A 21,981-nucleotide genomic window follows, 5' to 3' on the forward strand; every position below is an offset into this window, starting at 1 on the left:
AAAGCGAGCCAGTAAGATAACACGCCCAGGACGAGCATCAACAGCCTTGCATTTTTCTGCGCCAGGCAGTGCAAAAAGCCCGCCTCCGTGCCTGCAATCACGAGTTTAAACAATTATTCCTAACCGTTTGAGACAAGTCTTGGACTGCTCAAAACCTGCCTTCTGTCAGAATTTTCCCAATTCAAACAGGTGCAACGGTGGGCAATGTGCTCACCGTTTTTTGTCAGGTTTACAGGAGTCGGGAAATGGTCGACCAGAAGCAGGATGCTGTGGAGCAGGATGCGCGTTCTGTTGCTCGTATTGAAACCACGGTAGATGACACGCTGTTAAAAAGCGTGGCTTGGATCTGCAAACACTACAAACGCGAGAAAAGTGAAGAAGCGCTGGTGGCAGGTTTGCCAAAAGCGACATTGCTCTCACCATCACAGGCCATGACAGCGCTCGAAAACGCCGGCATTACCGGCGGCATGGTTGAGCGTCGTCTGCAGGATCTGCCGGAGCAGTTGATGCCGATGATTCTGCTGCGCAAAGGGGGCGGCGGTTGCATTGTGCTGTCGCGCCGCATTCACACTAATGAGGAAAATCAACGCGAATTGCGCTTCCAGCTGGTGATGCCAGAAGTCAGCGCTTCAGCCGTTGAGATGAATCTGGCCGAGCTGAATGAGATCTACGCGGGCTTCGCCGTCATGGCGAAACCCACTGCTGTGGTCGATGAGCGCGCCAGTGAAATGCTGCCGGAAGTAAAAGGCCATTGGCTGTTCACCACTCTGTGGCGCTATCGCCGCTATTACCGCAGTGCCGCGATTGCGGCGGTATTGATCAACGTTCTCGGTCTTTCCAGCATCTTCTTCACCATGAACGTCTATGACCGTGTGGTGCCGAACCAGGCATTCGTGACACTGTGGTCACTGGCGATTGGCGTGACCATTGCGATGATCTTCGAAGCCGTTACCCGCTTCGTACGCGCGCATCTGCTGGATATGGCGGGTAAAAAGGCCGATTTAGTGCTCGGCAGTATGCTGTTCCGTCAGGCACTTTCTATCCAGATGGAACACAAACCCGCTTCCTCCGGTACCTTCGCCAACCAGATTCGTGAGTATGAATCGGTACGTGACTTCGTGGCATCTGCCACGCTGGCGGCGATTTCCGATCTTCCTTTCATTCTGATGTTTGTGGGTGTGATCTTCTTTATCAGCGGTCCGCTGGCGATCATTCCACTGATGATGATCCCATTGATCATCATCGTCAGTGCCGCGATCCAGTGGCCGCTGGCGCGCATTATGAAAGAGAACTTGCGTGACACCTCACTCAAACAAGGCGTGCTGATTGAATCAGTTGAAGGTATGGAAACGCTGAAAGCAGTGGGCGGTGAAGCACACATGCAGCGTCGCTGGGAAAACTTCAGCGCACTGCAATCCGCTAACTCGATGAAATCAAAACGCTACTCAACGCTGGCAACCGGCGTGGTGACGTTCCTGCAGCAGTTTCAGACGGTGATGTTGGTGGTGGCCGGTGTTTATCTGATCAATGCAGGCACGTTCACCATGGGTGCGATGATCGCCACCGTGATGCTTGCCAGCCGCGCGACTGGCCCGCTCGGTCAGGTTATTGGCCTGGCTGTACGTTATCAGCAGGCAAAAGCGGCGCTAACGTCACTCAACAAGCTGATGGAGATGCCTATTGATCGTGACAGCAGCAAAACCTATCTCACCGATCCGCCGTTGAGTGGTGAGATCACGCTGACCAACGTCAACTTCTCCTATCCGGCACCGCCAATGAAGCCCAACCCGGAAATCCTCAAAGATATCTCGTTGAGCATTAAAGCCGGGGAACGCGTCGCGATTCTTGGCCGCATCGGTAGCGGTAAATCCACCTTATTACGTGTGATGGCGCGCCTTTACCAACCGGTGAAAGGTCAGCTTTCGGCCGATGGTCTGGATGTTAACCAGATTGATCCGGCGGACTGGCGCAAGGCTGTTGGCTTTGTCGGTCAGGATGCGCGTCTGTTCTACGGCACGCTGCGCGAAAACGTAATGATTGGGCGCCCGGACGCCACCGCCAATGAGCTGCTGCGCGTGCTAAATCTGACCGGTTTGGACCACGTTGCGGCACGCCATCCAAGTGGTATCAATTTAACGGTTGGCGAGGGCGGCGAAGGCTTGTCTGGCGGTCAGCGTCAGCTGGTTTCTCTGGCGCGAACGCTGCTCACCCGTCCTAAAGTGCTGCTGATGGATGAGCCAACCAGCGCCATGGATAGCATGACGGAAAACCAATTCCTCGCGCATTTACGTCGCGCCAGTGAAGGACACACGCTGATTGTGGTGACGCATCGTCCATCCATTCTGGCATTGGTCGATCGCATCATCGTGGTGGAAGAAGGCAAAGTGGTGGCGGATGGCCCGAAAGATCAGGTGCTTGCCGCTTTAGAAGGAAAAAATAAAGCCCGCAAACAGCCGCGTCAGGCGGTTGAACCGGCGGTACGTGCGCCAGCTCCCGCTAACGATTCAGCGCCGACGCAAGCAGCAGCAGAGGAGGCCGCAGTATGAGCAAGTTAATGTCATGGCGTAAGAGCGAGAAAGGTATGTCTGCTGCTGATGCCGAATTTATGAATGACGTGCAGGCTTCTCTGCTGTCGCAGACCACGCCGGGTTCCAAGCTAGTGATGTGGATCATCATCGCGGTGTTAGTTGGTGGTCTTACCTGGGCCAATTACGCACGAGTGGAAGAGATCACTAAAGGCGATGGCAAGGTCATCTCACGCAGCCGTGAACAGGTTATTCAAAGCCTGGAAGGCGGCATTCTGGCAGAGATGAATGTGCGTGAAGGTACGGTTGTAGATCGCGGTGATGTGCTACTGAAAATTGACCCAACGCGTGCGCAATCCAGCTATCGCGAAGTACTGAGTAAAGTGGTGGGTCTGAAGGGCAGCATTGCACGCTTACGTGCTGAAGCTTATTCATTGCCACTGGCGTTTGATGAGCAGGTACAGAGCGATCCCGCCGTTGTGGCGCAGGAAACTAAAGCTTATGAATCGCGCAAACGTGCGCTAAGTGACAGCATCAACTCATTGCAACGCAGTTACGCACTTTCGATGCGCGAGATTCATCTGGCTGAGCCGTTAGCGGCCAAAGGTCTCTTGTCGGAAGTCGAACTACTGCGTATGCAGCGTCAGGCCAATGACATTCAGGCGCAAATCGTCGAACGTCGTAACCGCTATCAATCAGATGCCCACACCGAGCTGGGACGTCTGGAATTAGAACTGAGCCAGGTTAGCGAAAACCTGATTGGTCGTGCCGATATTGTTGATCGTACCACGATCGTCGCACCGGTGCGCGGCACGGTGAAAAACGTACGCGTTAACACCATTGGCGGGGTTATTCAGCCGGGTGAGCATATTCTCGAAATCGTTCCGCTGGAAGAGCAGTTGCTGGTGGAGGGAAAAATCCGTCCGTCGGATGTCGCCTTCCTGCGTCCAGGCTTACCGGCCAAGGTGAAAATCACCGCCTATGACTTTGCCATTTACGGCGGGCTTGATGGGCACGTGGAGTATATCAGTCCGGATACCTTAAAAGACGATCAGAAAGCCGCCAGTGGACGCCCGGATGATACCTACTATCGCGTACTGATCCTGACGGATAAAAGCACGCTGCACGCAGGTAACAAAGATCTGCCGATCATTCCCGGCATGATCGCTACCGTCGAGGTGCGCACGGGTGAGAAAACCATTCTCGATTACCTGCTGAAGCCGGTCCTGAAAGCTAAAGAAGCATTCCGCGAGCGTTAATAATCATGAAAAATAATAACAAGATGCGCCATGCACAGGCGCGTCATCTCTCTCTGCTTGCCGTTTGTATTGCCGTTGTGATGGCGCCCGCGGTTAACGTGATGGCGGATTCCACCAGTGAGTTGATGATGTTTGCGGAAATGAGCGGCCAGCGTCCTGTCGCTCCTGCGGCAGCGCCGGTGCGAACGCAACGTTTGCAAGGTTCTACGGCGCCTGCATCTGCTCCAACGACACCTGCGGCAAAGGTTGCGCAACCAACGTTCACTGCGCCAGCGCCGCTGTTTGTTGAAAGACAGATACCGGAGGTCGCGATTACTCCGCGGGTTCAGCCGCCAGTTGCGCCAATCGTACCGGCCCCAATAGCAGAAGCGCCGCACCAGCGCGAAGCCGCCGAACGTCCTGCACAGATCAGCGCGAAAACCAGCCAGCATGCTGAAATTCAGGGCGGAGGTTTCCTGACGGAGGATCAGCGTCGCCCTGAACCACAGCCGTTTAACCCGATGCAATCGTCGCGAAATGTGGGTCAGCAGCAGGCTGCAGCAACGAAAACCTATGCTCCAGCTGAAAGCGCTAAGGCAGATTTTAGTTATGTTAGCCCTCCAGCAGCGACTACAGCGGCAGAAACGACTTCACCCGTTACGTTAAGCGGCGGAGTTAATGAAACAGTTGCCGAGAGTGAAATACGGCAAAAGTTTCTCTCAGCTGCGCGTATCACCTGGCGAATCAGCCCGGCGCTGAAGTCCTATATCGCTCAGGGTGATGCGGCTGAAGCCAGCGTAGATGAAGCGAAAGGCCAGCGCTGGCCACAAGTTGATGTAAGCGCCGCTTCGGCAACCAAAGAGTTTGGTGGTGGAACTAAAAATTATGAATACCAGGGGAATATGCCGTCTTTAGGTGTTTCAGTAGCGACTAATCTAATCGACTTTGGCCAAACCAGTAGCACCATTGAAAGTCGCGAAGAGCGCGTTAAGTCAGCCTTACAGTCGGTGCAGGCACAGCGAGAAGATTTGGCGATGCAGGTAAGTAACGCCTTGATTGAGTGGAATAAACAGCAGCACGTCATCGCCATCAGTAAGCAGTATTTGGCGCGTATGGCAGAGCTGACCAAAATGCTCAGCGGTATTGTTCAGTCAGATACTGGACGTCGCAGTGAACTGACGCAGGCAAAAGGGCGCTTACTGCAAGCGCAAAGCTACCTGGAAAATGCCGAGTCTCGCGCGCGGGATGTTGAAATCACTCTGAATCGCCTGATGGGCAACAACCGCGTGACGTTACCAGCCAGCGATAAGTGGGCGCTTTCCTTTGGTGATTTAAACCGCCAACTGACGAGTTTGGATGTCCATCCTCTGATCTTGCGCGCCAGCGCTGAGGAGCGAGCAGCCTTTAAAGAGGCGGAGGCAATCAAAGCTTCTGGCCTGCCAAAGCTCAACTGGACGGTAAGCAAAAACACCCGTGAAGATCAGCTCGGACGCCAACAGGCATGGCAAACCGGCCTGAACGTTAGCTGGGGCTTATTCCGCGGCGGTTCAACCAACGCCCAGGAAATTGCGGCGATTAAACGTGCCGAAGCGAGTCGTCAGCAGGTGCAGGAGCAACGCCGCGATCTGGAAAATCGTGTGCGTGCTGCCAACCAGAATGCCCACTCAACAGCGGAACGCGCCGTGCTTTACAAAAACCTGATTGTGGAATCCGATCGGATTCGTAAGGACTTCTTTGATCAGTGGTATCACTTAGGCCGCCGTTCATTGCTGGATGTATTGAGCGCAGAAAGCGATCTGTACAACAACCAGGTTAGTGAAGTCAGCAACCGTTTCGATAGCTATGCCGCCATTATCAGCGGATATGCTAACTCGGGCACGCTAAGTCGTTGGCTAACGACGGGGCGATAACAATTCCATACACCCGCTTCGGCGGGTTTTTTGTTTTAACCCAACGTAAACGAACAGGCTATTTGAGTTGGCAACGCTGCGTAAGTCACTTTAGAATCGCGGCGGATTTTTACCCGAGAGGAGAACAGAATTGGACACAAGTCCCAAACGATTACAGCAGGACCTCGCGGTAAGATAGCCTTCACGCTGTCTTAACTGCGCGTTAAGACGGTGAATTTCCTTCCAGAATCACCCCTTTTCATAAGCACAATGCGGCTGGTTCCCAGCGGTATTCGCACTGTCTGTAATCCATTTATTAATCTTTTGTTCCGCAAACAGAAAGCTGCGGATTGAGGTCTATCATGGATTGGAAAATCTTTTTACTGCGCGTCACCGTCGCGCTGGTTTTGGGTGCGCTGATCGGCAGTGAGCGCCAACTACGTCAACGCATGACTGGATTACGCACCAATGCGTTGGTGAGCACCGGCGCTTGTCTCTTCGTTCTGATGACACAAAGCGTGCCCGGCATCGCTACGGATGCGTCACGCGTTGCGGCTTATGTGGTTTCCGGTATCGGTTTCCTCGGCGGCGGAGTGATCATGCGCGATGGCTTGAACATCCGCGGATTGAATACCGCCGCCACCTTGTGGTGCACCGCCGCCATTGGCGTGCTGTGCAGCATGGGATTGCTGCTGGAGGCGGCCCTCGGCTGCATGGTGATCCTGTGCGCGAATATACTGCTGCGTGAACTGGCTTTGGGTATCAACCGCCAAACCATCGTCTCAGCAGCCGAAGCGATGCAACACTACAAAGTACAAATCATCTGCCTCGCGCAGGATGAGGTTCAGGTTCGCAGCCTAATGCTGCACACGCTGGGCGGCAGCGGATTGCGTCTGCAATCACTGCACAGTGAAGATTTGGATCCGCCGCATCGCATGGAGGTGAATGCTGAGGTGATTGGCAATCCCACGTTAACCGATCAGCTGGAAAGCCTGGTGAGCCGCATCAGTCTGGAGAAGGGCGTAAGTTCGGTGCGTTGGCAGGTGAATGAGTTGGAGCGTGATTGATATTTAGATGTGCTTTAGAAAACGTATCGCCATTTGATCGCCACTATGAATGACAAACAAAAAAGCCACCTTGAAAAAGGTGGGTTAACAGTATGATTTACATTACTAAAATTAGTGGCGCTGCTGGATTTGAACCAGCGACCAAGCGATTATGAGTCCCAATTTGAAACGAATGAAATCAGTAACTTACTGATTTTAATGTTTTCTTCAGGCCGAATAGTGATGAAAAGTGGCACATAGCGTTGCGCTCTGCTGCCACTTTGCTGCCAATTTATCCGGAAAAAACGGACTTTAAGGCGTTTACTCGTACAAAACTGATGAATACAGTTCATCCGCACGTGCAGGTATTCTATTTACGCACGAATAGGCCTAACTTAATGATTTTTTTGAAAAAGTATTTAATTTGATTTGAGTATGGTTATTCAAAGTTTCTATAGAGTACATCATAGTCTATTTGCTACACATTTTAGTCCCACTATTTATAATGATATAACTTAAATCAAACCGATTAGGGATTTTTATGAAATTTCAAAAACATAATCGAATGACTGAAGATTCATTTCATGACTGAAAATGGTCGAATTGCTTAAAAAAATCATCACTGCCTCACGTTTCGTCGGAGCTAAGGTTTTCATTAATAATTCTGTTGAATTTTTAATATACTATAACGTAATCTATCCTTGTGCATCATTCGCTTCTTCTTGATTTATATAAAATTGATTTTTTAGTTTAAAAGGAGGTTAACATGTTGGAATTACCTGCAACATTAACTATAGAAAAACTTGAAGAATTTATTGAGAAAGTTAACTCTTCGGGTGCAGTTCAGCCATTAAATTTACCCATAGGTAAGAAAAATATAGCTTTTGGTGCAATAGCAATGGCGGTTCAGGCAGTAAATACCTGGGCTAATGTTAGCACTAACAAGAAAATATTATTAACTCGACCATCAAAGAATGAAGCCCATTACTTACCAAGCCTAGTTGAAGTTCCTTATAAATTCGCTGCTGCTATGATGTCAAAAGATATATTTTATTCAAACGACTTGGCTATAAATGTGAGGCGTGAAATAAATAATTTAGCAAGTGAGGCTATTGATGATCAGTCCAACGAGTTATTTGGACAGAATCATGGCAGGCTTTGTTGGTATTCTTTTATAGATCACAGCACTAAAGGTTTTGATAGTAATTTTTACTTAACATCTTCTTTGGATCATGCAGAGCCTAGAGGTCTAGAACAAATACGAAGCATTGTAAGTTCAATGGTTGACCGCTCCTCAAGTGTTGCTGGAGGTAGTGTTAAACTTGATGATTCTAGTACTGACGAATTAGGACGTATTTTCTATGAGTTATTCATCAATACACATGAGCATGGCAGTAGAGATATAAATAGAAGTAAATGGTTAAGGCCGGGTAACAGGATGATATATACTTATGGTATAAATTTATCTGATTCTGCAGTAAAAAACTCGCAATTGAATAATAAAGTTTTAAAGGAGTATATTAATGGATTGAAAGCATCGGATAAATCAACACGAAGATTTATTGAACTGAGTATTATCGATTCTGGGCTTGGTTTTTATGGTAGATGGTTAGCTGATCATCCTGAAGAATATTCAATAAAAAATGCAGATATAAAAAGAGAGTACGAAATCATTAAGAAATGCTTAAAGTTTCGTAGTTCGTCTACCAAGAATGAAATTAAAGGGAATGGCTTACCCTCTGTTATGGCATCTTTGACAAGATTAAATGGCTTCATGAAAATCAGGAGCAATAGAACCTCAATTTATCGAGATTTTAATTTAGAACCTTATAAGTTTAATCTCGAAGATGACTGTGTTTTTATGGACTGGGCAACTCAAAAAAACTGTAATGATTTTATTACCGAGTGTCCAAATGCACGTGGAGTATCAATTACAATTTTAATTCCACTGTCCGATAGAAATGATCTCAAGGAAGAAAACTAATGAGCGATATTTTTATTTATAGATTTGAGAAGCCCGAAAGTAAAAAATCTCAGTCTATGGCAGTTTTTTTCTTTTCTTCAATTAATAACAATCTCCTTATTAAAAAAATAAAAGAGGATGTGAGTTTAAACCTGGTGCCAAATGATGTGGTTATATTTGGCTTTGGGGTTGATAAAATACAAGCTGAAAAATTACTTTCCGACGATATTTTTTTAAATGAATTTGATTCTTATATTGGTAATCCGAATGAAAAGATTTCATTTTTCAATATTGATGAGAGTGGTTTTTTTAAAGATGTATTTAGTGGTGCTGGAATTAGTTTTAAAGAGTCTCTGTTACAAGCTGGTTCAAATGAAATATTCAAAAGTAGAAAAGGTGTAATATCTTCTTCAATGAACTATCATTTTATAAAGCCATCAGGTGATCATTGTGATAAGTTTATAAGAGCATCTAATTTATTTACTTCAGGTGTTGAGGTTTCATTTCTTGCGATTGGATTGCTGGAACACATTAAGCCTGATTTAAATAGAGTTTATGTCGATACATCTTCAATTTCCTTTTTAGTAAGTACTGCGCTACACCTGTCAAAAAAATATAATGATGAAATGCCTGTTATCGAGAGTTTTGAATCATACACTGGTTTAGAACAACCGTTTGAGTTTATAAATTCCAATAGCATGGTTGTCATATCTGCAACAACGAGTGGCAGTCTCGCAAGCCATTTGGAAAAATCTAAAAAAATTAATGTCAATTCTATAGTTACTCTATTTTATTCGGAACTTTCAGTTGGTCAGAAAGGGGTCTATGATATTTCAGAGGCTATTGGTGGTGATATATATTCTGAGGCTGAAGATAAGTGTCAATTATGTTCCCTTGGTTCAAGGGTAATTAAAATTGAAGGTGAACAATTTATCCCGGAAACGCCAAAGCATGAAATTCTAGTTATCAAGAAAAGTGATTTCAATAAAAGTCGGCAAGATTTTTTTAGGGAGTTGGCAGCAAAGGATGTTTTAAAATTAAATGTTATGATAAATGGAACACAAGATGATTTCTTTGATATTGATGTAGTGAAAGTTCTGAATTCTGAATTTCCTTCATTCTCAGGTTTGATGCAGAGGAAGTTAAATAAACATTTCTCTAGAGATACCAAGAAAATTATAAGTTTAGATGATGAAGGTTCTTTTAGCCTAGCTCATAAGATAAAAGAATTAATTTCAGATGAATCTATAGAATTAGTTAAATTTAGTGATGTTGAGGAAAAGGATTTCATTGGTAGTTCATCTGTTTTAGTTGTGGCAGGAGCGATCACTTCCGGCCGTAAGTTGTTATCGGTATCGAGGAAGCTTAGAGGCATAAAGAGCAGTGCATCAATATGTTATTTTGTTGGAGTATCTAAATTACCGAGCAAAAAAGATTTAGAACAACTGAGAAGTGATTTATGTATGGGGGGGCATGAACTGATAACTCTACGAGACTGTTATCTGCCAAGAATAAATGAAAAATCTAAAACGTTATGGGATCTTGAAAAAGAGAAACTATCTAAATTTGATGAAATATCTGACCCTTTTAGTAGTCATGGCGCACAAGTAAAACTACCTAAAACTCTAAATAAAAGATTGAAGCTTCTGAATGAAAGCTTAAAAAATGGGCAGGTTTTTCTTAATACAGTAAAAGATAAGCCTCTTAAGTTAAGGGGAACTTTTGTTTTTTGGAGCGATTTAGATATTAAATATAAAAAATCTTCCCAAGCGGATGTTTTTTGGACAATTCAAGCTCTACTGCATGATTTAAGAATGCAAAATGGTAAGGGGCTGTCAACAACTTATCATTATACTCTTATAAGTCCTGTATGTTTCGATAGGTTTAACGATGGGGTTATTCAAGCATGCCTACTAAGAGCAGCAAAGCCGTCTGAGCTAAACTATATGGTAGATGAAGTTTTTAGCAGACAAATGGCTGATATTATCCATTCTGTTGTTAGGAATTGGGATAACGAACAAGGCGAAGGATGTTTAGAGTTTTTATTTGCAATTTGGACTCAACACTTAAGATTGTTAAATAAGCATCTTTTAGATGTTGTTAGTTTAAGTGATGGTTCAATGCCAGAAGTGATTCAGTTCTTGCTAGGGGAGATTAAGAGGGAGATATTAAAATAGTAATTTTAAACAAAGGTCAGTCTTTGACTGACCTTTGTTTTAGCCAGCATAATCCAACTTTAATTATGAAAATTTAGTGCTCATATCATTTTAAATTACTCAAGGGGTTGAGTAACATTGCCTCTGACAAATGGTCCGGCGCAAAGTGCGCATAACGCATCGTTACCTTTATATCTGTATGCCCCAATATTCTTTGAAGCACAAGAATATTACCTCCATTCATCATGAAATGAGACGCGAAGGTGTGTCGCAAAACATGCGTAAGTTGACCTGCAGGCGTCTCGATGCCAGCACGTTGCATAGCTTTTCTAAAAGCTGAGTAGCATGGTTTAAAGAGCACCTGCGCTTTCCTGCTGGATGGCAGTTCAGCCTGTAATTTTTCAGTTATCGGCACCGCGCGGTTTTTCTTGCCTTTAGTTTTCACGTAGATGATCTGACCGGCGCGGATTTGGTTGCCCTTTAAGCCCTCGGCTTCACTCCAACGTGCGCCCGTTGCCAGGCAGATTTTCACAATGGTAGTTAAATCTTTAGAACGGCTGTTCTCACACTCGGCGAGGAGGGTTCTAATTTCCTCAAGGGTGAGATACGCCATCTCCGATTCACTGATTTTAAACTCGCGCACGTTCTCTAACGGATTTGGGGCGGTCCATTCATCTAACCGGCGCAGTTCGTTAAACATCGCCCTGAAATACGCCAGCTCTAAATTGACTGTGCGAGGCGTAACTGTCTTTACTCGAGTGGAGCGTGTGATCTTTCCGCTTAAACGCTGCTCGCGATATGACGCAAAAATTTTCGCGCTAAACTCGGTTGCGAGTGGGTTTCCCATCGCCTCGCAGGCGAACGCCATTGTGGTTCGCCGCTTCTCACCATCCGCTAACGTAATGCCATGCGTGTTGAACCACAATTCAACCAGCTCAATTACCCGCCGCTTATCTGCTTTCTCTCCCAGCCAGGGCTTATCTTGAGCCTGTTCTTTTACGAACTTCTCATAGGATTGTGCTTCGCCCTTCGTCACAAACTGGCGGCGAATCCTTTTGCCATCACGGCCGTTTGGGAAAACCTGTGCCTGCCATTTCCCGTTGGGTAATTTGTTTATCGCCATGCTTCGCCTTTAAAGGTACTCAGTGCGGGCAACGACTTTGCCCAAAACCTTGATGTCGTCTGCCTTGCATTCAAATGAGGCTTTGCCATTCTCAACGCGGATGCGCCCGCCGGGAAAACGGTACAGCTCTTTAACGCTAATGAGCTTATCAATCTCGATGAGCCATAGCCCGTCGGTGATTTCTGCGGCGGTCATATCAACTAGGTAATTCTGTTTCTCGAAATGTACTAACAGTGGGGCTTTAACATCACTTGGTAAGAGCTGAGCGTCATATTCAACCCAATCAGATGATGAGAAATTCCCATTTGTGATTTTTCTGAGTTCGATTTTGGTTGATGGCTGATCTTGATTTGTGATGTTCGAATCACCGTGTCCATATGTCAGCCACTCAAGGGAAGTGCCGGTTTCCATCGAGCAAATCAGAACCCAATCAGCAGGAAAGTTCCCACGCATTATGCGGTTAGCCATAGTGCTTTGAGACACATCTAAGTGCCTACACAGCGCCTGTCGAGATGAAAAACCGTATGCCTGAACGATGCGCTCAATGGGATCTTTACCACCCTCTGGTAAAGTTGGAGCTTTACGACTCGTAAAATCTTTCGTTGACCTTTCCAATTTGTGATCCTAATATTCACTCGTCGTATCAAGACGTGTTTAATAGTGATGAATAGAGTTGGCTAGAACTCAACAGAGGATAGTGCATCATGACCCGTAAACTTTCAATGCGCCCATCAATCAATCTCGTGATTTCAGAACCGTACATTACCGTAGAGGAGTTCTGTCGCCGCACGGGTTACAAGAAAGGCACTGTTCGCCAGATGTACCGCGAAAACCGCCTACCTATCAGGAATAAGGATGGGGTTAACGGCCTCATCGAAATCAACATGCTTGCCCTAATTATCGAAGCAGCAGCCGGTCATGAAATCACAATGCAGGCTTGATGCATCCATATTGGGATAACGTGAGGTATTAAGCATGTTTGATTTCAGTGTCTCCACACAAAGCCATTTTGATGAAGCGTGCCGCGCGTTTTCCGCAAAGCACAACATCATCCAGCTGGCTAAAAAGGCGGGGCTTAATCCGCAAACCATCCGTAACAAGCTAAACCCGGATCAGGTCCATCAGCTTACCGTTCGTGAAATGCTGATCCTGACCGACCTGACGGAAGATTCAACGCTGGTTGATGGCGCATTGGCTCAACTGCAATGCCTGCCATGCGTGCCGGTAAACGAAATCGCTCAGGAGAACTTACCGGCTTATGTCCTCAAAGCTACCGCCGAAGTCGGGCAGTTGGCTGCTGACGTAGTCAGTCAGAAGAAATTTACCTCGGCTTGCCGGCGCGGATTTGTGCAGAACGTTAACGCTGGCATTCGTTGCCTGACGTTAGCTGCGATAGCTGTTCAAACACGCGTGCATTCAAACCCTGCATTGGCTGGCACTGCAGATGTGTTAAGCGGGATCGGCGCATCGATAGGGGTTGTTTAGTTATGGCGTTTTCAGTGGCGCCGCTTCTAAAACGGCAAAGCCCTTCACACGCATTCGGTCATGGCTGGATTACAGCTGAAAATGGCAGGCGCTGGCACCCGGCAAACTCTCAAGCCGAATTGCTGGCAGGTTTAACTGGCAACAGGAAAAAAGCGACATGGCTTACAAAGCTGAAAGCATCACTGTTCAAATGAGCGCCGGGCAGCGAGTTAGCGCGCTTAATCATATTGCCGCACTTCGCACCATGATGTACGGCGATTGCGGTAATGAGCTAAAGCGGTTCATCAGTGATATGCGTAATACTCGTGATCCACAGTACGAACAAAATAACCGGGCGATGAGCGCCATTTTCTTTCTGGCAAACATCAATAAAGAACGTCACAACGTTGAATACAGTGAATTGACGAGTGACGAAATTACCGCGCTGATAGGTGCAATGAATCACTTTCGCGCAGTCGTGAGTTTATTTCCCAAGAAGCTAACGCTTCCTAATTAACCCGAAAAAAAATAAATGGCGTAAACCCGCCGGGCATTTTTTTGCCCAAATTCTGGAGAAAGTTAAATGCGAAATATTGAAACCCGAAATTTTGAAGCCGATGCAGAAGTGCTAAACGCGATGCTGAGTAAGGCCAAAAGTGAGCAGAGATCAGATGATGCGCTGGCCGTATCCGTTCGCCTGGCTGCATTAGCAATTCATGCAAGAAACAAAGAAATGTCAGCTGCTGAAATTATCGAACTGCTGGATAAAGAATCCGTTCGTTTCGAGAACCAATCACGGGAGCTGCACTAATGGCCGACTCAATGGATTTGGTTCAGCAGCGCGTCCAGGAAGAACTGGCGCGCAACCTGGCAACGGCTATTCACCGTCCTGCAGGAGCGAGCGAGTTTTTCTGCCTGTCATGCGATGCAGCTATCCCAGAAGCGCGTCGCCGAGCGTTGCCGGGTGTCGAGCTGTGCGTTACCTGCAAAGAGATTAGCGAACTGAAAAGCGTGCATTACAAAGGGGCCGCGCTTTGAGAGTCCCGGTTGATGAACGCTATGCAGTGCGCGCGTTGAAATCCAGTGAGCCGGGCAAGCCGCAACAGTTGGTGCTGGAGAAATTTGGCTGGCTTGAGATTGATGGCGTCCGTCAACGCGTGCCGCAAACCATGGCCGTATATGAGTCGGCAGTGCTCCTCATGCGCGATTTGGCTGCTGATGTCATCGGTCGCCATGTTTTGCACGGCCAGATGAAAACAACTGCGACCTTTATGGCGGAAACTCGCCGCATTGCTGAGTTGGTCGAGGCTGCAGTGCAAGAGCTGGCTGAACTTCAGGCCGCACATGTCTGAAAGCCTTCCTGATCTCCTTACTGGTGAATATCACGCCGTAAATCAACAGCGGCGTGAAGTCTTTGGCATGTCCGCTCCGGCGGATATGTCCCTTTCTGAGCGCCGTCTCTGGAATGTGAATCCAGAGGACCACAATTGGCGCAGCCAGTATCTGCAAAACATGCCGGATTATCTGGCCGGTTACTTTGCCGATCGCTACAGCAAAATCCTCTCAGCAAATAATGGCCGCCGTCGGGCCAATGCGTTTCTGCGCCAGACTATCGGTCAGAACGTATTGCCACGCCTTCAGCTGGTTCGCAGTCGCTATCGTCTTGATGAAGCCGCTCAACATGAACTGCCGTTCATAAAGCAGCTTGATCGTCTGCCCACGCTTGACCGGCAGGACGTGCGCGATCTGGCTTATAAAGTTGCATCCTATCTTTCGCTCAGTCTGGCTGAGTTTGTCGATAAAACCTCAATGCCGCAGGAAGCGGACGAGCAGACCATAACCTGCATTGCTTATCGCTACGTCGCTGAGCTGGCCGCATTGACCGGCACGCAGCCGCCATATTGGGCGGAGTTCAAAGCCTGCAAAAGTGAGCTGAATCTCCGCAAGGCGCAATCTGGTTTATTGCGCATGATGGCACCTGAATGGTGGCGCGGCCGTCTTAAGCAGATGCGCGATCTCCAGCGCGAGCACATGGCAATCGCTGTTGGGCAGGTGCAAAAATCTGCTTCACCTTACGTCTCACGCGGCACACTGGCGGAATGGGTTGAGCAGAAGAAACGCAACCGCGAGTTCTTCAAACGATACGACCTGATGAACAAAGAAACCGGTGATCGTGTCGCGATGGATGAGATGGTCAACCGCAGCACCGCGAACCCGGCCATGCGACGCCGCGAGTTGATGACCAGAATGCGCGGCTTTGAAGACATCGCCAATGAAGGCGGCTGCGTAGGGGACTTTTATACGATCACCGCGCCGTCGCGTTATCACTCCGTTTATAGCCAGGGCGGTTTCATCACCAAATGGAACGGCTCAAGCCCGCGCGATACGCAGCGCTATCTATGCCGAGTTTGGGCGCGTATCCGCGCCGCAATGTCACGCGAAGAAATCCATGTTTTCGGTTTCCGTGTCGTTGAGCCTCATCACGACGGCACGCCACATTGGCACATGCTGCTGTTTATGCTGCCGGAACATCGCGAGCGTGTGCAGCAGATCATGCGTGAGCACGCCAGCAAAGAAGACGCGGACGAACTGAGCACGCCGCAGGCGCGCAAAGCGCGTTTTCACGCTGAGCCTATCGATCCCACAAAAGGCAGCGCCACGGGTTACATCGCTAAATACATCTCCAAAAATATCGACGGCTTCGCAATGGACGGCGAAAAGGATGATGAAACCGGCTCAAATATGCGTGATATGGCGAAAGCCGTTTGCGCGTGGGCGTCTCGCTGGCGCATTCGCCAGTTTCAGCAGATTGGCGGCGCGCCGGTCACTGTTTGGCGCGAGTTGCGCCGTCTCGGCGATACGCGCCTACCAAACGAGAAGATGGACGCTGTGCTGGCGTCTGCTTCCGTTGCCAGCTGCTGGGCGTCTTACACCATGGCGCAGGGTGGCCCGCTGGTCGCGCGTGATGACTTAGTGATCCGTCTTTGTTACGAGATCACCGAAATGGGCAACGAGTACGCGGAGGACGTGCAGCGCGTTCAGGGCATCTACTCGCCTCACTATCAAAATTCTGAAGTATTCACGCGTCTGGTGAAGTGGGAAGCCGTTGCCAAATTAGCCGACGCATCAGCGGAGGCTGGTCCTTCTGGCGGCATCGCCGCCCCTTGGAGTTCTGTCAATAACTGTACGGGGCCGGAGCGCCGGCGGTTAGAGCTGGAACTAAAAGCCCGTGGTTTTGAGGGGCATGAGGAGGAAATTAGCCTCCTTTCCCGAGGATGCAGCATAAATTCAGGCGCGCGAATGCGGCTGTTTTACCGAAACGGCAGACTTCAGGAACAAAAGATAACCATCTGATTAGTCCAGAGGATTTCTCACGGAAGGTAAAAAAACATTTCACATTTCGAAACTCATAATATACTGTACGTATAACCAGTTGTTCATTGTGCGGAGGGAATATGCAGGATTATTTTTTGGAGTCGATGAAGCTCCAGCGTATTGATTTATTTATGAAACTTGTTGCTGCTAGTGATTGCACGGATGACGAGAAGCAGCTTGCCATTCAGTGGGTCTCTGAACTGACCGATGAGCTGATGCGGAAAGTCAGAAGCCACGAATATTCGCGCATGATGCACGCTTCAGATTAGTTTTTTCAGATGTCACGCGTAGCAAGATGTGATCGGATGGAAGCTACATATCACGCCGGGATGCTTACGGAAGGTGAGTCCGAACATAACGAGAGTTGCGAGGCGTTAAGCCATGGCTAAAAATCCCGAAAAATTCCAGATCGTTTACCGAGGTGAGGTACTCACTTACTACAAGCCAGGTGAATGGGTGTTTTTCCAACGGCCGAAAGAGTGCGGCGGGGGTTACTGGCTCGGTAAAACCTACGACTTCGTTTTCATGCTTGAGATTCCATATCCCATTTCTTTACGGCAGGGGATGGATTTTCTGAACGAAGCAGAAGGAATTGGCATCCATAAATCAGCTTCTGTGGACGACTTCAAACTGGAGTGAAGAGTGCATGACTATGCCGCATGAATTCGCATGATCCGAAAAGGATCGCTTTACCCTCGGCCCGCTAGTTCTGGCGGGCTTTCGTTTCTGTCATGCAGGTGCATGAAAACCGCATCGTAAAGCGGGCAGGCGTGGCGGGGGTACGAGCGCGCGCTGTGGTGTGCAATAGGTCAAATCAAGGTGCAATTTTGGGAGTGCGTGGATATTAAGCAGAAGACTGGAGTTCATCGGGCAAGCTTTGTTTCAGCTCGCCGTATGAAGTTGGAGAAGCTTATGAAGGAGTTGTTACAATACAAATAGCCCCTAATAAATGTGGCTAGCTTCTTAGTAACAATGAAACAGAACTTTAAGCAGTAAATTTTATCGTATTGGGCACATTTTGAGCTTGATTAAATGGCTGACGACAACTTAAGTTAAGGTAGTTTCAAAGACAAAGTGATGCGAATCACTGCCAAAACGTAGTCAACTTAAGATGGAACTATGATGGATAAGTTCTGTCCAATTTGCACAGAAAAAGCACTTCGTGCCTTAGACCATCTGTGATAGACTTCGCCGCCCCTCGGGGCAGTACCTGTAAACCGTTAAGAACTGAAGCGATTTACGTGGGAAGGTTAAGGAGATTTTTTATGCAAGAATTAGTGATGAAAATTTTCGGCTTGAATGGTTATGTGACAGGCGGTAAAGCCATGGCTGACCGTTTGCAAAAATCGGGAGTTAAAGACATCAGCGTAGATGGCCGTGGCTCTGTGATTGTTCGCAATGAGAATGGCGGTAAGATGTCTCATTATCGTGAAGCCGCTAAGCGATTTGTGGAACAGGATGCTCAGGCTGTTGCTGCTGGGAGTAAGGACAATGATAACGACTAATGTTTGCACTTCTCTTGATTCCATTGCTCGCTAGCGGGCAGATAATAATTTCCTCGCCCTACAGAATTAAAACCTACTTTCGATTACATCGATACGATGGCCAACTTCTATATATGAAGGTGGCCACTTATGGTATTTGGTGTCTGATTGCATCTATCTGTGCAGCTTATTTTATGAAGTGGTTCGTTCCTGGATTCACCTTAGCAACTTGGCTAACCACTTGGATTGACTTAAGCAACGACCCAAAAGAGAATCGTTTAGCATCATGGCTAATCCTCTTGTCTTTAAGCATGGTGATCTTCGCTGTGGCTTGGACTCAGGCGGCAAGATTTAGCGTTCATCTTGCCGCGAATATTTTAAGTGGTTTTAAAAATGATAATGGTCAGGTTGCTTTCTTCAAGCAGGTAATCAGACTGTGGGCGCTTAAAGAATTGCTTTCTAACGGTTCGTTGGGCCAGCTATTTTTCGATTCAGCAACTAACGATAAACCAGTGCTAATAAGCCTAAAGAGCAGAAAAGTTTACGTTGGCACTGTGAACATGATTAGCGAGCCTAATGAGAAACAAGGCCCAAATCTTGAGGTGTCAATAAACCCGATAATGTCTGGTTACAGAGAGAAAGACAGTTTGCGAGTTCTTTTCTCAAATGATTACAGCGAGTTGGGTGATGTAGATACAAGCGTTATTTTTCCTATGAGTGAAGTCGCGCAAGCCTCTTGGTTTGATATGGACACGCATGAGAAGGTTGATAACAATCGAGAGCAAAAGCCCGTATCTAATAGAAAAAGCAAGCGTCAGCATAGACGCTAAATAAGCCCGGCTTAGCCGGGTTTATATATTTACTCTTCTTTGTCCAGCGTGTAAGGCGCAAAGCGAATTACCTCTTCACCCACCCAAGCGTTTAGTTCTTCAAGCCTTTTCTGTAATGGTATCAGTTCGTTTCGCACGAACACGCGGCTGGCTTTCTCAACATCACCAAACCCTCCAACATTATTCGGCATAATCCCCATCATCTGCGGTGGCACGCGGTGCGCGGCCATCATGTCATCACGGCTCACGTTCTTGATATTCAGAAACTCATCCTTAGCCGCCACCTCCGACAGCGGTATGATCTGAATGCCGTCCTTCTTACCGTTAGGCGAGTACATAAACAAATTGCGGAAGTTGCCCGGCCCCTTGGCGCTTTTCATTGCCTGACGGATGTTGTTCACGTCTTCCTGATTCTGCGCGGCGTCGGTCATGTACATGATGAAACCGGCGTGGCTGCCGTTAAGGTAGTATTTGCGGCGAAACAGCGTTGCCGACTCGTTTAGCAGGGTGGACGGAATTGCCGAAAGATACTCCGGCAGGCCGTAAACCTCCTGATTTAAATCCGGCTCCATTAGGTGAAACACGCTGTCTTTCGTGAACTCGTAGGGCTGCATATTCATGCCGTACTGCACGAACCAGTAGGTGTCTAAATCGGTGCCGCGTCGCGTGAATTTTGCCAGTGCCGGCTCAAGCGCGAGCACGCCGCCGAGCCTGTTGGTGCGCTTCTCCAGATAGGCGTTGCCGAACACCAGATAGTCCTGCACAAACCGGCTGAACGCCTGCTGACTCAGCAGCGGGTGCGGGATTAAGGTGCTGGTCAGAATGTTGCGTTTTACGTTGATCGGCGAACTGTGGTGCACGGCGGCGCGGAACGTGCGCGCCAGCCCGTCAAAGCTCACCGGCGGTTCGTACCATTTATCCATGACCACGCATTCCACGTAGTCCAGCAGCTCGCGGCGGTCCAGAACCGGCACAGGGTCGCCAAAGGTGAACGCTTCTGCCGCCGGGCCTCCGGTCATCTGTTGCTGCTGCACGGGCTGCGTGCGCATGCGGTTCCTGCGTTTGCTCATTTAAAAAATCTCCATAATGTTGCCGGTGTGGGCGGCTTCGCCCTGTAGCGGTTCGTTTGCCAGTGCATGCATGGTCGCCCACGCCAAATCGGCGTGGCTGGCTTCCTCGCTGCGGCTGGCTTCGTAGGTCGGGCGGTTGCCGCTGGCCGTGGTGGCGCGGCGGATTGCCATAAATGACTGCGCGATGTCGAGATGTCCGGCGTCGAACTCCAGACGCCCGCTGCTGATGATGTCGAACGCCTTCAGCACCAGGGCGTTTTTCACGTTCGGGTTGTAAACAAACTCCTTCACCGCCGGATAAAACATCTTCACGTTCTCGTATACGCCGAGGCCGACGCCGGTGGAGTCGATGCCGATATAGGTCACGTTGTACTGCTGCGTCAGCTTTTTGATGGACTCGGCCTGCGCGCGGAAGTCCATGCCGCGCCACTGATGGCGCTCCAGAATGCGGAACTTACCGCCTGGCACGGCAGGAGGAGCAATCACCACGCACCCGGCACTGTCGCCGTTCTGCGTACCTTTTGCCGGGTCGTAACCGATCCACACTTCGCGCCAGCCGAACGGGCGCAGCGCCAGCGCTTCGAAGTCGCTCCAGATTTCCCAGCTGTCCACCATGCACTTCTGCAGCAGCTGCAGCGGGAACACGGACGCCAGATCGTCCACGAATTCGCACATCAGCAGGTTTTGGTATTCCGGCGGGCTGTATTCGAGGCGCAGCTGATCGAGGTCAAACAGGTTACAGCCACCGCGCACGGCGTCCTCCACGGTGACAATCTGGCGGAACTGGCCGTCATCGCAGAAGCGGCCCGGCGACAGGTTCATGTGCGACAGGTCGATGTCCACGCGGTCCGCCTTGGCGCGGCCCCGGTTGAACAGGCCGCCGGACCAGAACGGATAGGCGCTGTGCGTGAGGCTGGACGGAGTGGAAAAATAGGTCTGGCGCCACTTCTTGTGCAGCGCCATGCCGGACGCTACCTTGCGCAGCTCCTGAAATTTCGGGATCCAGAAGTATTCATCCAGGTACAGATTGCCGTGATAGCTCTGCGCGGTGCGGGCGTTGGTGCCGAGGAAATACAGGCACGCGCCGTTGCTGAGCGTCATCGGGTCGCCTTTCAGCTCTACATCCACCTCTTTAGCGAACTCAATGATGTACTGCTTGAAAACGTGCGCCTGCGCCTTACTCGCTGAGAGGAAAATCTGGTTGCGTCCGGTGGTCAGTGCATCCAGAAGCGCCTCACGCGCAAAATAGTAGGTGGCGCCAATCTGGCGTGACTTCAGCACGTTGCGGATGCGGTGCTTGTTACCCGCGTCCCACCACTGGCGCTGGTAACCGAACATGGAGCCGTGGAAAATCTCCTGTAATTTCTCCACCTGCTCGTCGGTAAATACGTTCTTTTCCGGCGGCTTGCGTGGCCCGCTGTTACGGTTAGCTACGTTCGGATTGAGATCCGCCTCGTTGCCGCCGTTGCTGAACTTGCCAATGCGGGCATGGCGCTCGGACTGACGCGCCAGCAGGTCAATCTCCTTGAAGTCTCTCCCTTCTTTTGTCTCCTTCATGATCAGCTGGCAGTAGCGCGCGGCGGTGGTCAGCTGCATCTGGTCAAGCGGGCCGTAGTCGCCCCACTTGTCGCGCTTCTTCCAGCTGTGAACGGTTGCGGGTTTCTCTCCCAGCATTTCAGCAATGCGGGCGATGCGGTATCCCTGAAAGTACAGCAGCATGGCCTGCCTGCGGGGATCGAGGTCTTCGGGGGCGAGTGTCGTTGTCATGGCCCCAAAATACGGCCCCGCCGGTCCCTTTTCTGCCGTCTCCCGTTGTGT

General features: G+C 49.0%; 22 protein-coding genes. 18 read left to right on the top strand and 4 right to left on the bottom strand.

The genetic code is table 11. From position 1 onward, the window contains the following. Positions 1–245: 245 nt before the first annotated feature. The 6 genes from IB226_RS15230 (at position 246) to IB226_RS15255 (ending at position 10,838) form a co-directional block, all read left to right on the top strand. Positions 246–2,546 carry a type I secretion system permease/ATPase gene (locus tag IB226_RS15230; RefSeq protein WP_192236194.1) on the top strand — a complete coding sequence of 767 codons (2,301 nt, stop codon included), beginning with the start codon at positions 246–248 and terminating at the stop codon, positions 2,544–2,546. After that, the gene (locus IB226_RS15235) at positions 2,543–3,784 is read left to right on the top strand and encodes an HlyD family type I secretion periplasmic adaptor subunit (RefSeq protein ID WP_137386563.1); all 1,242 of its coding nucleotides are present in this window, start codon (positions 2,543–2,545) and stop codon (positions 3,782–3,784) included. The genes IB226_RS15230 and IB226_RS15235 overlap by 4 nt, the downstream gene beginning before the upstream one ends. 5 nt (positions 3,785–3,789) lie before the next feature. After that, a complete protein-coding gene (locus IB226_RS15240) occupies positions 3,790–5,673 on the top strand; it encodes a TolC family protein (RefSeq protein WP_192236196.1) in 1,884 nt (627 codons plus the stop codon). A gap of 341 nt (positions 5,674–6,014) precedes the next feature. Continuing rightward, positions 6,015–6,719, top strand: a complete 705-nt coding sequence (locus IB226_RS15245) for an MgtC/SapB family protein (protein ID WP_110867369.1) — start codon at positions 6,015–6,017, stop codon at positions 6,717–6,719. Positions 6,720–7,464: 745 nt separating this feature from the next. Continuing rightward, positions 7,465–8,682 (top strand): hypothetical protein, encoded by a 1,218-nt coding sequence (locus IB226_RS15250; protein ID WP_192236198.1) that lies wholly within the window; start codon positions 7,465–7,467, stop codon positions 8,680–8,682. Continuing rightward, entirely contained in the window at positions 8,682–10,838 is a 2,157-nt protein-coding gene (locus IB226_RS15255) for a hypothetical protein (protein ID WP_192236200.1), read from the top strand. Before IB226_RS15250 ends, IB226_RS15255 begins: the two co-directional genes overlap by 1 nt. Before the next feature lie 85 nt (positions 10,839–10,923). On the opposite strand, the gene IB226_RS15260 is transcribed toward IB226_RS15255, so the two are convergent. After that, positions 10,924–11,940 (bottom strand): tyrosine-type recombinase/integrase, encoded by a 1,017-nt coding sequence (locus tag IB226_RS15260; RefSeq protein WP_192236202.1) that lies wholly within the window; start codon positions 11,938–11,940, stop codon positions 10,924–10,926. 9 nt (positions 11,941–11,949) lie between these two features. Beyond that, on the bottom strand, positions 11,950–12,555 hold the full coding sequence (locus tag IB226_RS15265; protein ID WP_192236204.1) for a phage repressor protein CI: 606 nt from the start codon (positions 12,553–12,555) through the stop codon (positions 11,950–11,952). 89 nt (positions 12,556–12,644) lie between these two features. Between IB226_RS15265 and IB226_RS15270 the strand changes: the two genes are divergently transcribed. From IB226_RS15270 to IB226_RS15325, 12 genes are all read left to right on the top strand, one after another. Then, entirely contained in the window at positions 12,645–12,881 is a 237-nt protein-coding gene (locus IB226_RS15270; protein WP_061720369.1) for a hypothetical protein, read from the top strand. Between the two features lie 34 nt (positions 12,882–12,915). Further along, positions 12,916–13,425, top strand: coding sequence for a phage regulatory CII family protein (locus IB226_RS15275; protein WP_192236206.1), 510 nt, complete (start codon positions 12,916–12,918; stop codon positions 13,423–13,425). 2 nt (positions 13,426–13,427) lie between these two features. Further along, complete coding sequence (locus IB226_RS15280) at positions 13,428–13,619, top strand: phage filamentation protein Fil family protein (RefSeq protein ID WP_192236208.1); 192 nt, start codon at positions 13,428–13,430, stop codon at positions 13,617–13,619. Beyond that, on the top strand, positions 13,583–13,921 hold the full coding sequence (locus tag IB226_RS15285) for a DUF5347 domain-containing protein (RefSeq protein WP_009127565.1): 339 nt from the start codon (positions 13,583–13,585) through the stop codon (positions 13,919–13,921). Before IB226_RS15280 ends, IB226_RS15285 begins: the two co-directional genes overlap by 37 nt. Before the next feature lie 66 nt (positions 13,922–13,987). After that, positions 13,988–14,215: a DUF2732 family protein gene (locus IB226_RS15290; RefSeq protein ID WP_105088566.1), complete on the top strand. Its 228-nt coding sequence runs from the start codon at positions 13,988–13,990 to the stop codon at positions 14,213–14,215. Then, positions 14,215–14,442, top strand: a complete 228-nt coding sequence (locus tag IB226_RS15295; protein ID WP_105088565.1) for a TraR/DksA family transcriptional regulator — start codon at positions 14,215–14,217, stop codon at positions 14,440–14,442. Before IB226_RS15290 ends, IB226_RS15295 begins: the two co-directional genes overlap by 1 nt. Continuing rightward, positions 14,439–14,756, top strand: coding sequence for a DUF5405 family protein (locus tag IB226_RS15300; RefSeq protein WP_192236210.1), 318 nt, complete (start codon positions 14,439–14,441; stop codon positions 14,754–14,756). The genes IB226_RS15295 and IB226_RS15300 overlap by 4 nt, the downstream gene beginning before the upstream one ends. Continuing rightward, positions 14,749–16,758, top strand: coding sequence for a replication endonuclease (locus IB226_RS15305; protein WP_192236212.1), 2,010 nt, complete (start codon positions 14,749–14,751; stop codon positions 16,756–16,758). The genes IB226_RS15300 and IB226_RS15305 overlap by 8 nt, the downstream gene beginning before the upstream one ends. Positions 16,759–16,859: 101 nt before the next feature. After that, the gene (locus IB226_RS15310) at positions 16,860–17,048 is read left to right on the top strand and encodes a hypothetical protein (protein WP_049850574.1); all 189 of its coding nucleotides are present in this window, start codon (positions 16,860–16,862) and stop codon (positions 17,046–17,048) included. A 112-nt stretch (positions 17,049–17,160) separates the two neighbouring features. Next, positions 17,161–17,418 carry a hypothetical protein gene (locus IB226_RS15315; RefSeq protein WP_061720362.1) on the top strand — a complete coding sequence of 86 codons (258 nt, stop codon included), beginning with the start codon at positions 17,161–17,163 and terminating at the stop codon, positions 17,416–17,418. Positions 17,419–18,044: 626 nt separating this feature from the next. Further along, on the top strand, positions 18,045–18,284 hold the full coding sequence (locus IB226_RS15320; protein WP_192236214.1) for a hypothetical protein: 240 nt from the start codon (positions 18,045–18,047) through the stop codon (positions 18,282–18,284). After that, complete coding sequence (locus IB226_RS15325) at positions 18,284–19,093, top strand: hypothetical protein (protein WP_192236215.1); 810 nt, start codon at positions 18,284–18,286, stop codon at positions 19,091–19,093. The genes IB226_RS15320 and IB226_RS15325 overlap by 1 nt, the downstream gene beginning before the upstream one ends. A 29-nt stretch (positions 19,094–19,122) precedes the next feature. On the opposite strand, the gene IB226_RS15330 is transcribed toward IB226_RS15325, so the two are convergent. Then, on the bottom strand, positions 19,123–20,163 hold the full coding sequence (locus IB226_RS15330; protein ID WP_192236217.1) for a phage portal protein: 1,041 nt from the start codon (positions 20,161–20,163) through the stop codon (positions 19,123–19,125). Next, positions 20,164–21,930: a terminase ATPase subunit family protein gene (locus IB226_RS15335; protein ID WP_049850579.1), complete on the bottom strand. Its 1,767-nt coding sequence runs from the start codon at positions 21,928–21,930 to the stop codon at positions 20,164–20,166. Positions 21,931–21,981: the final 51 nt, after the last annotated feature.

Source organism: Pantoea sp. PNT03 (assembly GCF_014852515.1).
GTDB classification, from domain to species: Bacteria; Pseudomonadota; Gammaproteobacteria; order Enterobacterales; family Enterobacteriaceae; genus Pantoea; species Pantoea leporis.

Coding starts and splice junctions, on each gene's coding strand:
- IB226_RS15275 (WP_192236206.1), top strand. CDS start 12,916: ATGTTTGATTTCAGTGTCTCCACACAAAGCCATTTTGATGAAGCGTGC.
- IB226_RS15320 (WP_192236214.1), top strand. CDS start 18,045: ATGCAAGAATTAGTGATGAAAATTTTCGGCTTGAATGGTTATGTGACA.
- IB226_RS15270 (WP_061720369.1), top strand. CDS start 12,645: ATGACCCGTAAACTTTCAATGCGCCCATCAATCAATCTCGTGATTTCA.
- IB226_RS15295 (WP_105088565.1), top strand. CDS start 14,215: ATGGCCGACTCAATGGATTTGGTTCAGCAGCGCGTCCAGGAAGAACTG.
- IB226_RS15330 (WP_192236217.1), bottom strand. CDS start 20,163: ATGAGCAAACGCAGGAACCGCATGCGCACGCAGCCCGTGCAGCAGCAA.
- IB226_RS15305 (WP_192236212.1), top strand. CDS start 14,749: ATGTCTGAAAGCCTTCCTGATCTCCTTACTGGTGAATATCACGCCGTA.
- IB226_RS15230 (WP_192236194.1), top strand. CDS start 246: ATGGTCGACCAGAAGCAGGATGCTGTGGAGCAGGATGCGCGTTCTGTT.
- IB226_RS15250 (WP_192236198.1), top strand. CDS start 7,465: ATGTTGGAATTACCTGCAACATTAACTATAGAAAAACTTGAAGAATTT.
- IB226_RS15335 (WP_049850579.1), bottom strand. CDS start 21,930: ATGACAACGACACTCGCCCCCGAAGACCTCGATCCCCGCAGGCAGGCC.
- IB226_RS15290 (WP_105088566.1), top strand. CDS start 13,988: ATGCGAAATATTGAAACCCGAAATTTTGAAGCCGATGCAGAAGTGCTA.
- IB226_RS15235 (WP_137386563.1), top strand. CDS start 2,543: ATGAGCAAGTTAATGTCATGGCGTAAGAGCGAGAAAGGTATGTCTGCT.
- IB226_RS15240 (WP_192236196.1), top strand. CDS start 3,790: ATGAAAAATAATAACAAGATGCGCCATGCACAGGCGCGTCATCTCTCT.
- IB226_RS15310 (WP_049850574.1), top strand. CDS start 16,860: ATGCAGGATTATTTTTTGGAGTCGATGAAGCTCCAGCGTATTGATTTA.
- IB226_RS15315 (WP_061720362.1), top strand. CDS start 17,161: ATGGCTAAAAATCCCGAAAAATTCCAGATCGTTTACCGAGGTGAGGTA.
- IB226_RS15280 (WP_192236208.1), top strand. CDS start 13,428: ATGGCGTTTTCAGTGGCGCCGCTTCTAAAACGGCAAAGCCCTTCACAC.
- IB226_RS15260 (WP_192236202.1), bottom strand. CDS start 11,940: ATGGCGATAAACAAATTACCCAACGGGAAATGGCAGGCACAGGTTTTC.
- IB226_RS15285 (WP_009127565.1), top strand. CDS start 13,583: ATGGCTTACAAAGCTGAAAGCATCACTGTTCAAATGAGCGCCGGGCAG.
- IB226_RS15255 (WP_192236200.1), top strand. CDS start 8,682: ATGAGCGATATTTTTATTTATAGATTTGAGAAGCCCGAAAGTAAAAAA.
- IB226_RS15245 (WP_110867369.1), top strand. CDS start 6,015: ATGGATTGGAAAATCTTTTTACTGCGCGTCACCGTCGCGCTGGTTTTG.
- IB226_RS15325 (WP_192236215.1), top strand. CDS start 18,284: ATGTTTGCACTTCTCTTGATTCCATTGCTCGCTAGCGGGCAGATAATA.